Source organism: Myxococcus dinghuensis (genome assembly GCF_024198235.1).
Lineage (GTDB): Bacteria > Myxococcota > Myxococcia > Myxococcales > Myxococcaceae > Myxococcus > Myxococcus dinghuensis.
Map to the genome: position 1 here is coordinate 20,358 of NZ_JAKCFB010000023.1, position 14,680 is coordinate 35,037.

Consider the following 14,680-nt stretch of genomic DNA (forward strand, 5'->3'; position numbering starts at 1 on the left):
GGCACTCTACCGCAGCCCACCCCCCTGTCGCTGTTCCCAGGTGAACCTTCCCCCACCCTCTGTCCACCGGCGACGGACCACCCCTCCCGGAAGACCACCGCCCCATCCCCCCAGACTCGGCTGCCTGCTTTCGGCCACCCAGCATTCCAAGGTTCCGAGCAGCACCCACCCCAGGCCTGGGGTGCCGGGGACGCCCCCGGCACCCGCGCCTTTCCGCCTACTTACAGGTGAAGGACCAGCGGCACGTGCCGGACTGGCACTCGCGGCCGGAGGCACAGGCCGCCCCCCGCCCCTTCTTGTTCTGGCACTTGCCCGAGTTCAGCCCCCAGCCACAGTACTGGCTCGCACCACAGTGCGAGTCGCTGTCACACAAGCAACTGCCCGTGGGGTTCAGGTAGCAGTCCGCGCTGCACCGGTTCGTCGTGCACTCCCGGTCGGACTTGCACGTCTGCCCGTACGCCTTCGAGTTCGGCGTGAAGCACCACCCCACCGCGTCCAGGCAGCCGCCGCACTCGCCGGACTGGCACTGGCCATCCCGGCTGCACGACACCCAGTCCGCCTTCTTCTGCACGCAGTCGTTGTCCGCCGGGTTGCCCGGGGTGTCCTTCTGGCAGTACCCCGTCCCGCCGCAGTCCTCGTCGCCGTTGCACACGCAGCGGCCCTTGATGAGGCTGCACACCACCGAGGAGCACTGCTCCGTCAGACACTCGTCGTCGAAGCGGCAGTCCTGGTTCATGTCCTTCGAGTCCGGCGCGTAGTGCTTGCCACACACCGTGGGGTACGCCGCCTCGCGGTCCTCCGGCTTCACCCACGGCGCCACGCCCGTCGTGTCGATGTCCAGCGCCGCGTCCGCCATGCCCGCGCGGGCCGCCGTCGTCCGCTCCCACATCCGGATGAACGTCTCCGACGAGCCCGTCAGCCCCGACGTGTTCACCCCCAGGTTCTTCAGGTCCCGGACCATGTCCGGCAGCAGGCCCACGTGCGCCAGGCCGAACTCGTCGAACGGCGTCCCCAGCCGGCCCGGCCCCTTCAACACCTGCTGCCGCGCCTGTGCGTCCGCCTCCGCCTGGAACCCCGCCGAGCACGCCCCGTGGTCACCGAAGCGCGGCCGCGTCTGCTGGATGAAGCCGTTGAAGTCCGCGCCGAACGCCATGGGCACCTTCAAGCCCTGACGGCCGAACTCGTACGCCTGCGCGAACGAGCGCGAGGAGCCCTGGCAGTTGTTCTCCACGCCGGACTTCGTGTACGCGCGCGTCTCGTCGTGCGCCGTGCGCAGGCCGAACATGCCGCCCGTGCGACGCAGCATCTGCACCACCCACGCGGGCGTCGTCTTCTCGTTCTCCGCCAGCTTGCCGTTCATCACCTCGCGGAAGTGGCCGTGGCTCACGTACAGCGGGTAGTACGTGTTGCGCTCCGCCACCGCGTACGCGTCCCGCACGCCCTTCTCCGACAGGTGCGCCAGGTCGATGAGCATCCCCTTGTCCATCATCGCCTGCATCAGCTGCTGCCCCTCCGCCGTCAGGCCCCGCACGTTGCGGCAGCTCGAGTCCACGTCGAAGCCCAGCGTCAGCCCGCCCACCGTCAGCCCGCAGTCCGAGTCGATGTGGCAGTTCTCCAGGAACTGCGCCGCCTGGAAGATGGCGTTGTGCGGCGCCGCGCCGCCGAAGCGGTTGTCCAGCTGGTGCACCGGCTGCAACGTGCGCACGCCCAGCGCGTGGAAGCGCTCCAGCTCCGCGCGCCAGTCCTTCGCGCCGAACAGCTTGCTCGTCTCGATGGAGAGCACCATCGCCAGCTTGCCCTCGGAGATGATGCGCCGCGCGTCCGCCGGCGTCAGCGCCAGGTCCACCCAGTCCCGCGTCGCCGCGAACTCACGCGCCTTCTGCAACTGCACCTCCACGTCCACCATCTCGTCGCATGGCCGCGTGCGGTTCTGCGGCGGCAGCGCCTCGCACAGGAAGCCGTTGCTCACCGCCGACACCACCACCAGCGACATGCCGCCCTGGTGCGCCTGCTTCAGCCACCCCTCCCACGACTGCTGGTGGGCAATGGTGTCCCAGCGCGGCCACTCCGTGTTCGGGTTGCGGCGCCCGTCGTGCAGGCCCGTGTCGCCCTGCGTGCCTTCGATCTTCCCCAGGAACTCCGACCCCACCGCCCCCGCCACGCCGAACAACTGCGACAGCACCGGCACGCCGCGCAGGTCGATGTTGCTGGAGTTGGGGCACAGGTTGAGCAGGTGGCTCAGGTCCATGCGCACCCGCGCGTGGTCGCTCTCCGGCCACCCGCCGTCACAGCGGGTCAGCGCGTCCGTCACGGTGCCGTGGAACCAACCTCCGCCGAACGCCTCCTCCGCGAACATGTGGTGGTGCAGCTCCGCGAAGCCCGGCACGCCCAGGGGCTGGGCCTGCGCCCCCAGGTCCTCCGGAGCCGGCGCCCGCTCCTCCTCCTGCACCGGGGTACAGGACAAGGCCATGGCCATGACGAAGGTGGAACAACAGCGCAGCAGTGGGTGACGGGACATGGGGGACTCCCTTCAGGTGGAAGGCCCCACTTAGCGACAGTCCCGCCTCCTGATTCAAGGAGGTCGACGCCATGGCGTGACTGACGCAACGCTGATGCACCGCGTCGTCAGCGGCGGGGACTCACGGCGCGGCCTGGGTGGCCACGTTGGGGCCCAGCCCGGAGGGCGCGGGCGCGAGGAAGCTGCTCGGCTCGCGCAGGCGCAGGGCGTGGGAGGCGACGGAGAAGCCCTCGGGCAGCATGCGCAGGATGCGCTCGCGCCGGTGCTCGGAGGTGGCCAGCCGCTTCTCCAGGGCCTGCTGCTCCTGGCGCGTCTGGGCGTCCAGCGGCGCGGGCCGGGACGCGAGCGTGGCCAGCCGCTCCCGCACCGCCTCCAGCTCCCGGTCGATGAGCACGGGCTGGATGTTGCGCGCCTCCTTGCGCGCGCGGCCCACGGCGTTGTTCTCGATCCACACGGGCAGCACCGCCACGTCCCCCAGCGCCACCGGCTCCCAGGGCTGGGGCCGGGCCAGCGCCACGCGCAGCAGCATGGAGTCGCGCTTGTCGCCCTCGGAGCCCTTCTTCCCGGGGCGGTGCGCGTAGAAGCGGTCCTGGTTCGCCACCAGGTTGCCCAGCGAGTACGCGATGAGCCCGCGCCGCCCGTCCTTCGTCGTGTACGCCTCCAGCGGCTGGAGCACGTGCGGGTGGTGGCCGACGATGGCCAGCGCCCCCGCGTCCAGCATGGCCTGGCCGAACGCGCGGTCCTCCGCGTTCGGCTTGCTCGCGTACTCCGTGCCCCAATGCACCAGCACCACGAGCGCGTCGCAGCGGGCCGCCGTCCGACGGACCTCCTCCACGGCCTCCTCCGTCGTGAGCCCCCGGTGCAGGCGGTGCACCGAGTAGGGCACGAAGGCGACGTGCGGAGCCTGTGCGTCCTTGGGGTTGCTGAAGCCGTTGAGCCAGCGCGTGAAGGACAGGAAGCCCACCTTCATGCCCCGGACGTCCACGAAGACGGGCTCCCACGCGGCGTCCTTCGTGGCGCCGGTGCCGGTGTGGCGGATGCCCGAGGCGTCCAGGTGCCGCAGCGTCTCCACGATGCCCGCGGGGAGCTGGTCACGCGCGTGGTTGTTGCCGGTGCTGACCACCTTCACCCCGGCCCCCGCGAGCGCGCGCGCCATGGCGGACGGCGCGTTGAAGAGCAGCTCGCGCGTCACCGCCCGCTTGTTGTCGGTGACGGGGGTCTCCAGGTTGAGGACGCCGATGTCCGCGGTGCGCAGCACGTCCGCGATGGGGCCGAAGACGTGGTCCCACCCCTCGTGGTTGAGCGAGGGCGCCGGGCCCCCCTCCGGAGGCACCGCGCCCGTGCGGGCGTGCTGCTCCGCCGCCGTCTTCACCTCGCCGTGCGGAATCACGTCGCCGCCGAAGACGAGCTCCACGTGCGGAGGCGTGGTGGCGAACAGCAGGGGTACGAGCAGCAGCGCGGGCGAAGGCACCCCGCCACCTTAGTCCAGCCTCCCCCCACGCCGAACTCCAGGGTCCCGGTGCTACAAGGCGTCCCAGGTCGTCCGGCCGAGCCCACGACGGACTCGGGCCGAGCTGAGCACGACGCTCCGCCCGGCCCGAGCCCCTACTTCCACGTCGCCGAGCGGCGCGTCGTCACGGCGTCGGCTGGACGCAGCCCGACAGGCCGGGGTCCTGGAGGCACCCGTTCGGCTGGCAGTAGTACGTGCCCGGCGCGTTCACGCACCGGTAGCCCTGCGGGCAGTGCTGACCGCCGCCGGCGGCGCACTCGTCGACGTCCATGCAGACGCTGGGGTGGGTGCCCTGGCAGGTGTAGCCCGGCTCCACCCTGCACACGCTGCTGCACCCGTCGCCGGAGTGCAGGTTGCCGTCGTCACACTGCTCGGCCCCCGCCACGACGCCGTCGCCACAGAAGGCCGACCCACCGCCACCACCACCACCACCGCCCGGGGCCACCACTGTGGACAGGGCCTCCACCGCGTCGATGCCGTACAGCGACGCGATGCCGCCCAGCAGCCGGACGTAGCGATAGGGGACCCCACGGTTGTAGGGCACCACGACCGAGAAGGTGCCCAACCCCAGGTTCAGGAGGTTCGCCTGGCTGGTGGAGATGACGCTGAAGTCATCCCGCAGGAACTGCACCTGCGCAATCACACTCAACGCCACGAGCCCGCTGTAATAGATGCGCAGCGGCCCCGTGCCCTCCTCGCCCGCACCCATGTCCAGCGTCAGCGCCGCGCCCAGCAGGCCGATGAAGCTGGCCACCTGCCCATCCGGCATGCCTACCGCCTGGTCCGCGTCGATGACCGCGACGACCCCGTTGGCGTAGACCGCGTCCGCATAGGGGTCGAACGGCGGCGCCAGGTTGTCGTTGCTCGCGCTCTTCTCCTCGGCCGTCGTCTCCCCCTCGAGCGCCGGGCTCTCCTCGGACGTCAGCTCCGACGGCTCGGGCGTGGGCCCGCAGGCCCCCAGGACAGCGACCACGAGGGCCGCGCTCAACAACCGCCACGCACTGGAATCCAGACCGACCTTCATACCGTGCTCCATTTCGCTGATGTTCGAGACGACCCGCTCACACGAGCCGTCAGCACCATGGAACGCCCGAGATGCCTTTCTTGCTTGGATTCTCCGTGGATTACTTCCCGCCCCGTGTTTCACATGACAGGGATTGTGTCGTGCGTCGCGGGCGCGGGCGAAAAGCGACACACCGGATGGAGGAGACAACACATTCGCGAGCAGGCATCCAGGGGTCGAGTGTTTCTTGCATGCAGCCATACGGGGTCGTCACAGGTGACAAGCAAAACGGACGCGCGGAGCCCGCCAGGCTCACGCGCGTCCGCGGTGGATGACTCGGGTTCTGGGGATTCGAGAGCGGGGTTGCGGGGCTCAGCGCGGCGCGGGGGTGCACACGCTCGGCTGCCCGCTGCATTCGTAGCCCGGCTCCACCTGACACACGCTGCTGCAACCATCTCCGGAGGCGAGGTTGCCGTCGTCACAGACCTCGTCGCCCCGCACCTGACCGTCGCCACAGGCGTTGAAGCCCAGCGACTCCACCGCGTCCACGCCGTAGACGCCGACGACCGCGGCGCGCAGCCGGACGTAGCGGTACGGCAGGTCGTTGCCCGGATACGGCACCGTCGCGGTGTGGTTGCCCACGCTCACGTCCAGCAGCCGCAGCGTGCTCGTGGCGACGACGTCGCCGTCCGCCTTCACGAAGTCCACCTGCGTGGCGATCGCCGCCACCAGCCCCCGGTAGTACACCTTCAGGTCGCCGGAGCCGGGCTCGCCCAGGTCCAGCACCAGCGCGGAGCCCCGGATGGAGACCACCGTCGCCGCCCTCCCGTCCGGCGGGCCCACGGCGAGCCGGGGGCTGAGCACCGTCGCGGACGTCGAGGGCGCTACCGCGTCTGCGTACGGGTCCACGGCCAGCGCCTCCACGGCGTCCTCCACCTCTCGCGTGTCGACATCGCCGGGCTCCTCGTCGGGCGGCACGCCGCAGCCTCCCAGCAAGCCCACCAGCAACGTCAGCCCCAATGTTCTCGACATCAGCCTGTCTTGGCGGTCCTTCATGATGCACTCCATTCCACCCGTCGGACGGGTGGCGGCAAGGTGCATCAGGCCCGGCCGGTTTTGTCTCGATTCATTCCACGCGCGTGACACATCCGACAGTCATTGCGGTCCGGCCACGTGCGCGACCCGGTTGTCAACACCGGTATCACCCATGAAGACAGACACGCCATGACTCATCGGCTCGGAATCAGAGAAGGAAATGAGACATCCGGAGCCGCCCACGACCCGCTCAGGGCTGATGGACGGAGCCGATGAACGTGGCCCGCGTCGGGTCGCACTCCACCATGCTGGCGCGGACGATGAACCGCCCCTGGAAGACGACGTCGGGCCTCCCCGGGCGTCGCACCACGAGCGTGTAGCTCACCGGCGCCGCGGGGCTGGGCAGCCGGATGAAGCCCGCCAGGAAGAGACACACGTGGTACACGCCCGACGGAGGGGTCGTCCCCGGGGCCCAGGAGATGCGCTCCGGCCCCATCACCCGGTCGTCCAGCTCCAGCGCGCCGAAGTCCGTGCCCGGGTCGGGGCCGGGGTTCTGGTACCAGACCCGGCGCCCGGTGGGCGTGGTGACGATGAGGTCCGCGTCTCCGGGGCGGCTCCAGGTCACCGTGAACGAGAGCGGCGCCTCGCCGCCCTCGTCGACGGTGTTGCCCACGGGAGCGAGCGCCACCGACTCCTCGCTCGCCGGTGCGTCGTGGCTCGCGTCCGCCGCATGGAGGTCCACGCGCGTCAGCAGGCCGAGCGTCAACCCGAGTCGCCACGCCAGCCAGGCGCGCCGTCGAAGTCCCTGCATGGTGGTTCCCCCGCCACAGGGAGCACGAGGCGGGGCCGCGCTCGGCCTCCCTGCCCCAGCGAGGCTAGCGTGGTCACCTCCGCCGCGTCGGACCTCCCGGGTCGGGCTGTCCTGTCCGGGACATCGTCATCGGACCCAGGTCCGAGCGTCCGCCCTCCGCCGGGCCCGCAGCCCCAGCAGCGCGAGCACCGCGGGCCACGCCAGGCCCCCCGCGGTGGACGAACAGCCGCTCTTCGACGCCGTGCGCTCCAGACACGTCACCTCCGCGGTGACGGTGACGGACTGGAGCCGTCCGTCCACGCGCACGGAGAAGGTCTCCTCGTCGAAGCGCTCCTCGCGCTCGACCTTCCCGCGCGGCGACCAGTCCCTGGGCGTGCCGAAGTAGAAGGCGGCCTCCTGGCGCGGCTCCAGCAGGCGGCTGCACCGCGAGTCCTGGCAGTCGGTGAGCGGCCAGTCCTCCAGCGTCACCGGGAAAGCGCACGTGTTGCGCACGGAGCTGGTGGCGCAGCCGGTGTACGTGAAGATGAGGAGGCACGGCGTCTCCGACCGCACGCTCTGGTTCTCCTTCACGCAGTCACACGGCTCGCTCTCCGCCCGGGCCGCTGGCGCGACGACCGCGCCCAACAGCCCCATCCACCCGAGCCACGTGGCCATGCCACGGGCCCTGAAACGCCTCGTCCGCATCCGGATGCCCCTCTCCGTTCCCTCTGGCCCCTGCGCGGCGCAGCCTGTCCGCGACCGCGCCGGGTACCAAAAGAAGGTTTACGGATGGAGGGCATCCGCCTGGTCGTGGCGACGGTGACTACTTGGTGCCGAAGAGGCGGTCGCCCGCGTCGCCCAGGCCGGGGAGGATGTAGCCGTGCTCGTCGAGCCGCTCGTCCACGGCGGCGGTGTAGACGTGCACGTCCGGGTGGTGCTCCCGCAGGTTCGCCAGGCCCTCCGGACAGGCCAGCAGACAGACGAAGCGCAGCGAGCCGGGCTTGCTGCGCTTGACGCGCTGGAGCGCGGCCACCGCGGAGTTGCCCGTGGCCAGCATCGGGTCGCACAGCACCACGTCGCGGTCCGCCAGCTGCCCGGGCACGCGGTAGTAGTACTCCACGGCCGCCAGCGTCTCCGGGTCGCGGTACAGGCCGATGTGGCCCACGCGCGCGGAGGGCACCAGCTGGAGCATGCCGTCGAGGATGCCCTGGCCGGCGCGCATGATGGCCACCAGCACCAGCTTCTTGCCGTCCAGCACCGGCGCCGTCATGGGCGCCATGGGCGTCTGGATGGGCTCGTCGCGCATCTTCAGGTCGCGCAGGGCCTCGTAGGCGAGCAGGAGGGAGATCTCCTGGAGCAGCGCGCGGAAGGACGCGGTGCTCGTCTCCGCCCGCCGCATCAACGTCAGCTTGTGCTTCACCAGCGGGTGGTCCACGACGGTGCAGTTGGGGAACTCCATGGCGTCCCTCCTTCGGTCAGCGATTGTCAGAACACGGTCCCATCACTCTCCACCCGGATGGGCGGCACGCCCCCCGGGCGAAGCCGCGCCGCCACCCGGCGCCCCGCCGTCCACGTCCCGCCCTGCAACACCTTGCCCAGCGGCAGCTCCTCCGCGCTCAAGGACAGCCGCCCGCGCACCAGCGCCGCCACCCGGTCCAGCAGCGCCACCGTCAGCGCGCGCCACTCGACGATGGGCTCCTCGCCCGGGCCCAGCGCCACGGTGGTGAGCCGCGCGTCCCGGGGCACCAGCACGCCCAGGTCCACGAAGAGGCCGCCGTTGCGGTACTCGGGCAGGCCGGTGAGGCCGTCCAGCTCCGTCACCCGCACGCCCGCCTCCGCCAGCGGCTCCACCAGCGAGTACGTCATCCACTGCGACAGCTTGTGGAAGGGCACCAGCGCGTCCACGCTCTCCACCGGGCCCAGCGAGGAGTGCGGCCACACGTCGCCCAGGTTCACCGCGTCCACCATGACGCGGCCCGGCCAGATGGGGCCCAGGTGCTCCAGCACCAGGCCGAGCAGCTCCGACGCGCGCACGGCCCCCGGCTGCGCGGCGACGAAGTCGTAGAGCGCCCCGGGGCGGGGCAGCACGCGCGACAGGCCGCGCAGCAGGTGCAGCCGGCCCTCCAGCCCGTCCAGCGGGTTGTCCTCGGACACCTGCATGCCGCGCGCGAGCTGCTCGCGGGTCAGCCGCCCCAGCGCCTCCGCGTCCGCGCGCAGCGGCCGGTCCGGGTCGGAGGAGAACAGGCCCTCCATGAACATGCGCAGGCTGGCCACCGCCAGCCCCTCCGAGCGCGCGTAGGTGGCGCCGCCCGGCTCCGTGTAGCGCCACCGGGGTCCGCTGCCCGCGTCGAGCAGCACGCTCACCACCACCAGGTCCAGCTTCGCCCGCGCGCGCTCCTGGGGCGGGACGCCCTTCAGCCGCGCGTCCAGCTCCGCGACGCGCCCCACGCCGCCCACGTCGAAGTGGCCCCAGCGGCTGTGCAGGGGGATGTCCAGCGCGGGGTAGCAGTCGCGCGTCACCTCCAGCACCGTGTCCACCACGGCGGGCAGGCGCGAGGGCTCCACGCGGAAGTGCGGGAGCTTCCCCGCGAGCCCCAGGTCCAGGAGCTGGTGGCACCGCTCGCGGATGGCGGCCGTGGTGCGCAGCCACGCCACCGCCGGGGACACGTCCGGCCTCGCCAGCGACGCGTCAGACATCGAGCCCCCGTCCCTTCACCTGCGCCAGCCCCTCCGCGTCCGCCACCGGGCCCTTGGTGAAGTAGCCCGCGGCCTTCTTCGCCTCCATCTCCACCTTCGCGTCGGCGGGGATGAGGTCGTCGGGGATGGGGACGCGCTCGAGGATCTCGATGCCCGAGCGGACGATGGCGTCGTGCTTCATGTCGCTCATGGACACGAAGCGGTGGATGCGGGTGATGCCCAGCCAGTGCAGCACGTCCGGCATCAGCTCCTGGAAGCGCATGTCCTGCACGCCCGCCACGCACTCGGTGCGCTGGAAGTAGGTGGCCGCGGAGTCGCCGCCCTCCTGGCGCTTGCGCGCGTTGTAGACCAGGAACTTGGTGACCTCGCCCAGCGCGCGGCCCTCCTTGCGCAGGTAGACGATGACGCCCGCGCCGCCCGCCTGCGCCGTGCGCACGCACTCCTCGATGCCGTGCGCCAGGTACGGCCGGCAGGTGCAGATGTCGCTGCCGAACACGTCGGAGCCGTTGCACTCGTCGTGCACGCGCACCGCCAGGGGGATGTCGCGGTTGGAGAGCGCCTCCACCGGGCCGAAGACGTACAGCGTGAGCCCGCCGATGGGCGGCAGGAACACGTGCAGGTCGGGCCGGGTGATGAGCTCCGGGAACATGCCGCCCGTCTGTTCGAACAGGCCCCGGCGCAGCGCGCTCTCCGTCATGCCGAAGCGCTTCGCGATGCCGGGCAGGTGCCACACCGGGTCCACGGCGGCCTTCACGACCTTGATGTCGCCGTTGGCCGTCAGCAGGTCGCCGTCCGGCACCAGCCGCCCGGCCTCCACCGCGTCGCGGAGCTCCGGCAGGTTGATGTGCGCGCGGGTGACGGCGATGGTGGGCCGGAAGTCGATGCCCTGGTCGTAGAAGGCGGAGAACGCCTGCGGGCCGATGGCGCCCCACGGGTCCAGCGACACGATGCGCTCCGGGTCGCTCCAGGACGGATACGGGCCGATCTGCGCCGCGGGGGAGGTGTTCTTCAGGTCCGCGCGGTGGTCCTGCGGCAGCATGCCCGCGGCCACGGCGAGCGCGCGGTACACGGCGTAGGAGCCCGCGTGGGTGCCGATGACGTTGCGGTGTCCGACGTCCGTGAGCGTGGCCACCACCGGGCCCCGGCGCAGCGGCTCCGGGTCACCCCAACGGATGGTGACGCCGGGCGTGTCCCCGTCCGGATGGGACGTGAGACGGATGTGGTTGACGGGCTTCTTGTCTGCCATGGGAGCGCCCTCCTTGCGGGCGCGGGTGCGAATCCGTGCGAGGCGACGGGACGACGCCGGGGGCTCAGCTCATCCACGAGCCGTCGGTGCGCGACGACCACTTCCGGGTGACCTTCTTGAGCTGCGTCCAGAAGTCGAGGCTGGAGACGCCGGTGATGTCGCCGTGCCCGAAGCGGGACTCGCCCGTGCCCCCGAAGGAGAACGGCTCGCGCGGCACCGGCACGCCCACGTTGACGCCCACCATGCCCGCGCGCACGCCCTCCACCACCATCTGCGCCACCGCGCCGCTCGTGGTGAAGATGGACGCCGCGTTGCCGTAGGGCGACGCGTTCTCCACCGCCAGCGCCGCGGACAGCGTGGGCACGCGGATGACGGAGAGCACCGGGCCGAACAGCTCGCGCCGCGCCGCCTCCATCTCCGGCCGCACGCCGTCGAGGATGGACGGGCCCAGCCAGTGGCCCCCGGCCCACGTGTCCCCGTCCGGGCGCTGGCCGCGCCCGTCGAGCGCCACGCGCGCGCCCTCCGCCGCCGCCCTGGCGATGGCGGACTCCAGCCGGTCCACGGAGCCCCTGTCGATGATGGCGCCCATGCCCGGGCCCACCTGGATGCGCGCGGCGCGCCGGAAGACCTCCTCCAGCAGCGGCTCCACGTCACCCACCGCGAGCAGCACGCTGCCCGCCATGCAGCGCTGGCCCGCGCAGCCGGTGAACGAGTCCACCACGGCCTGCGCCGTCAGCTCCGGGTCCGCGTCCGGCGCGACGATGAGGTGGTTCTTCGCGCCGCCCAGCGCCAGCACGCGCTTGCCGCGCTTGCAGCCCTCCGCGTACACCTGCCGCGCCACCGCGGACGAGCCCACGAAGGCCAGCGCCTGCACCTCCGGGTGCGCCACCAGCGCGTCCACGGCCTCCTTGCCGCCGTGCACGATGGAGAAGACCCCCGGGGGATAGCCCGCCTCGAGCATCAGCTCCCCCAGCGCGCACGCGGTGAGCGGCACCTTCTCCGACGGCTTGAGGATGAAGGCGTTGCCCAGCGTCACCGCGATGGGGAACATCCACATGGGCACCATGGCGGGGAAGTTGAAGGGCGTCACGCCCGCGACGATGCCCAGCGGCTCGCGGCGGAACTCGCAGGTGACGCCCTTGCTCACCTCCAGGTGCGCGCCGCTGTCCAGGTTCTGCAGCGACAGCGCGAACTCGCACACCTCGAGGCCCTTGAGCAGGCCCGCGCGGGCCTCGGCCACCGTCTTGCCGGCCTCGCTCGCCGCCAGGTTCGAAAGCCGCTCCAGGTCCCGCTCCAGCAGGGCGCGGAAGCGGAACAGCACCTGGGTGCGCTCACGCAGCGACGTCGCGCGCCACTGCGCCGCGGCGGGACGCGCCGCCTCCACCGCCAGGGCTACACCCGCGGCGGAGGTGAGAGGAACACGGCCGATGACGGTGCCGGTGTACGGGCTGCGCACGTCCAGCAGCGCGACCTCCCGCGGCAACTGCCACTCGCCTCCCACCAGGTTTCGACAAGGAACGACGCTCTCGGGAAGCTTCACGAACGACAAGCACACCCCCAGCTCAGGCGTGAGGAATGCGCCTCATCGTAACCGTGAACCCGGATGCGCCTGCAACACACCCCCACCCCCTTCCACCCCGGAGGGCCGCCCGACTGTCGGGCACCCGGGCATTTCCCCTGTCACGTACCGGACCCGCCCGCCCCGCGGCCTGTCTTGCAATGCATGGCGTCATCGCGACGCATGCACCGCGTCAAGCATTGACGCGCGCCGGGGTGGAGTGGACCCGGCCTCAGCCGCGCGGGTCGCCGCGGGCCAGCCGCTCCAACACCTTCGCGTGCTCGCGGCGCGTGGTGGCGCCGGCCAGGTCGCCGCGCGCGGCGCGCAGCTCGCCGTCCTCCGCGACGAGCCGGGCGAGGAGCTGCACGCGCTCCGGCGTGCCCAGCATCCTGGCCGCGGAGGCCGCGTCCACGAGCAGGAGCGTGTCGTAGTCCATGCCCAGCGCGTCGAGCGACGTCTGGCGCAGCAGGCGGTCCGCGTCCTCGAAGCGCTGCTCCTGACGCGCGCGGAGGAGCTTCGCCAGGGCGGCGGCGAACTGCTCCACCATGCGTTCGAGGTAGTCCTGTCGGATGGACATGGGGTCGGGCTCACTGCTCCAGTCGGGCCAGGCCCGTGAGGGGCTCCACGAGCAGGGCCTGGGTCTCGTTGCGGTGCGGGACGCGGAACTGTACCCGCTCCACGGCGGGGGTCGCGGCGTCACAGGACAGCCCGCGCGGGCGCGCGCTGCCGCCCAGGAAGCAAAGCCCGCTCAGCGCCTCCACGTCCAGCGTGGGCGGCACGGCGATGTCCAGGCCCCGCTCGTCGCACGCGCAGCCGTTCTCGCCGCAGACGTTGGCGCGGCACGCGTCCATGGGACACGTGGGCTCGAAGCCCGGCGCGCACGCGGGGCGCTCCCAGCGCACGGCGCGGGCGGGACGGCCATCCACGAGGACGGCGTGCGACACCACGCGCACCGGCTGCTGGCTGACGCGCGCGCGCTGCCGGGCCTCCAGGGCGGCCGCGTAGATTTCGCGGATGGCGTTGCTCTCGCGTCGCTTCACGATGAGCTCACGGTAGCTCACGACGGACAGCGACGTCATGATGCCGAGGATGGCCAGCGCCGCGAGGACCTCCAACAGCGTGAAGCCGCGAGGGCGGCGCGTCGTCGTCTTCATGGGGTCCCCACTCCGGCGATGCGGAAGTTGCGCGGGCTGATGCGGAAGGTGGTGTGGCGGCGCCGGTGGCCGTCGAGCGGGTTCTCCTCCTCGTCGGGCTTGAAGCCCGCGCCCTGCACGACGATGCGCTCGGCGTCCACGCGCTGCGAGCGGGACACCACGGTGACCTCCAGCATGCGCACCCGCCGCATCAGCGCGTCGCGCGCGCGCTTCGGGTCGCCGTCCGGCAGGTCCTTCGCGGTGTAGCCCCCCACCGCCGCGACGTGGGCGTCGCAGCGGGTGTTGTCGCAGGTGTCCAGCGACGGCCTGCCGGTGGGCCCGTCGGGGAACCACAGCAGCGCGCCGGGCGCGGCGGGGTTCTCCACGCCGAGCCGCACGGTGAGCTGCTCCACGTCGCGGCTGAGCAGCGTCCACCCGTCCGGGCCGGGCGGGTCGTACTCGAGCACGGGCGTCTTCCCGCCGTCGCGCCAGTTGACCCGGTAGCCCCACGTCTCCAGGCCCATGACGTAGCCGCGCCGGGCCTTCCAGAAGCTGCCGCCCAGCGCGTCGCACGCGGAGCCGGAGGGCGCGGGGGGACCGCCCACGCCCTCCGACGTGGTGACGCGGAAGCCGCCGGGCAGGCCGGTGATGGTGTGCACGCAGGCCACCTCCACGCTCGGGTTGGTGAACACCACCTGGCGCCCGTTGAAGGAGGCGGGCGGCTCGCGGAAGAGGCAGGCCTCCGAGCCGACGCGGGCGCTGCCTCCGGCGCCGACGCACTCGTCCAGCGGCAGCATGTCCCGCGTGGAGCCGCGGGTGAGCAGCAGCGCGTCCGACGTGAGGCCCGCGTACGGGCCGGTGGGGCCGGAGAAGCCCGGGTCGGAGAAGGTCGCGTTGGAGCGGACCTCCACGCCGTAGCGGTAGTCGTACCCGCCGCTGCCGTCGCCGCCGAAGAGGATGCGGCCGTTGCCGATGCCGGAGCCCGCGCGCTGGAGGTCCAGCGACAGCGTCTCCGTCACCGCGCGCTGGAGGTTCTGCGTGGCCATCGCCTGCTCCTCGAAGGAGGAGGTGCGTTGGAACCGGGCGCCCACCACCAGGCCGGTGGTGAGCACCACCAGCCCCAGGCCCACGGCGATCATCATCTCCAGCAGCGTGAAGCCGCGACGCGCGCGGCCAGGGACAGGTCGCAT

13 protein-coding genes are annotated in these 14,680 nt (G+C 72.0%); all 13 read right to left on the minus strand.

The genetic code is table 11. The features are described 5' to 3' along the window. Positions 1-217: 217 nt before the first annotated feature. The 13 genes from LZ198_RS26665 to LZ198_RS26725 all read right to left on the minus strand — a co-directional run bounded on the left by LZ198_RS26665 (position 218) and on the right by LZ198_RS26725 (position 14,680). Positions 218-2,518 (minus strand): membrane dipeptidase, encoded by a 2,301-nt coding sequence (locus tag LZ198_RS26665; protein ID WP_253974880.1) that lies wholly within the window; start codon positions 2,516-2,518, stop codon positions 218-220. A gap of 121 nt (positions 2,519-2,639) precedes the next feature. Further along, positions 2,640-3,989, minus strand: coding sequence for a CapA family protein (locus tag LZ198_RS26670; protein WP_253974881.1), 1,350 nt, complete (start codon positions 3,987-3,989; stop codon positions 2,640-2,642). Positions 3,990-4,152: 163 nt separating this feature from the next. Next, a complete protein-coding gene (locus tag LZ198_RS26675; protein ID WP_253974882.1) occupies positions 4,153-5,052 on the minus strand; it encodes a DUF4215 domain-containing protein in 900 nt (299 codons plus the stop codon). Positions 5,053-5,403: 351 nt separating this feature from the next. Beyond that, positions 5,404-6,087 carry a myxococcus cysteine-rich repeat containing protein gene (locus LZ198_RS26680; RefSeq protein ID WP_253974883.1) on the minus strand — a complete coding sequence of 228 codons (684 nt, stop codon included), beginning with the start codon at positions 6,085-6,087 and terminating at the stop codon, positions 5,404-5,406. Positions 6,088-6,316: 229 nt separating this feature from the next. Next, positions 6,317-6,877, minus strand: coding sequence for a hypothetical protein (locus LZ198_RS26685; RefSeq protein WP_253974884.1), 561 nt, complete (start codon positions 6,875-6,877; stop codon positions 6,317-6,319). Between the two features lie 126 nt (positions 6,878-7,003). Further along, positions 7,004-7,561: an MXAN_0125 family MYXO-CTERM protein gene (locus LZ198_RS26690; RefSeq protein ID WP_323382915.1), complete on the minus strand. Its 558-nt coding sequence runs from the start codon at positions 7,559-7,561 to the stop codon at positions 7,004-7,006. 118 nt (positions 7,562-7,679) lie between these two features. Next, on the minus strand, positions 7,680-8,315 hold the full coding sequence (gene upp / locus LZ198_RS26695; protein WP_253974886.1) for a uracil phosphoribosyltransferase: 636 nt from the start codon (positions 8,313-8,315) through the stop codon (positions 7,680-7,682). A 26-nt stretch (positions 8,316-8,341) separates the two neighbouring features. Beyond that, a complete protein-coding gene (locus tag LZ198_RS26700) occupies positions 8,342-9,553 on the minus strand; it encodes a URC4/urg3 family protein (protein ID WP_253974887.1) in 1,212 nt (403 codons plus the stop codon). Continuing rightward, positions 9,546-10,799, minus strand: coding sequence for a GTP cyclohydrolase II (locus LZ198_RS26705; RefSeq protein ID WP_253974888.1), 1,254 nt, complete (start codon positions 10,797-10,799; stop codon positions 9,546-9,548). Before LZ198_RS26705 ends, LZ198_RS26700 begins: the two co-directional genes overlap by 8 nt. Positions 10,800-10,863: 64 nt before the next feature. Further along, on the minus strand, positions 10,864-12,348 hold the full coding sequence (mmsA, locus tag LZ198_RS26710) for a CoA-acylating methylmalonate-semialdehyde dehydrogenase (protein ID WP_253974889.1): 1,485 nt from the start codon (positions 12,346-12,348) through the stop codon (positions 10,864-10,866). Between the two features lie 241 nt (positions 12,349-12,589). Continuing rightward, positions 12,590-12,934 (minus strand): hypothetical protein, encoded by a 345-nt coding sequence (locus tag LZ198_RS26715; protein WP_253974890.1) that lies wholly within the window; start codon positions 12,932-12,934, stop codon positions 12,590-12,592. 10 nt (positions 12,935-12,944) lie between these two features. Further along, entirely contained in the window at positions 12,945-13,511 is a 567-nt protein-coding gene (locus tag LZ198_RS26720; protein WP_253974891.1) for a pilus assembly FimT family protein, read from the minus strand. Beyond that, entirely contained in the window at positions 13,508-14,680 is a 1,173-nt protein-coding gene (locus LZ198_RS26725; RefSeq protein ID WP_253974892.1) for a PilW family protein, read from the minus strand. The genes LZ198_RS26720 and LZ198_RS26725 overlap by 4 nt, the downstream gene beginning before the upstream one ends.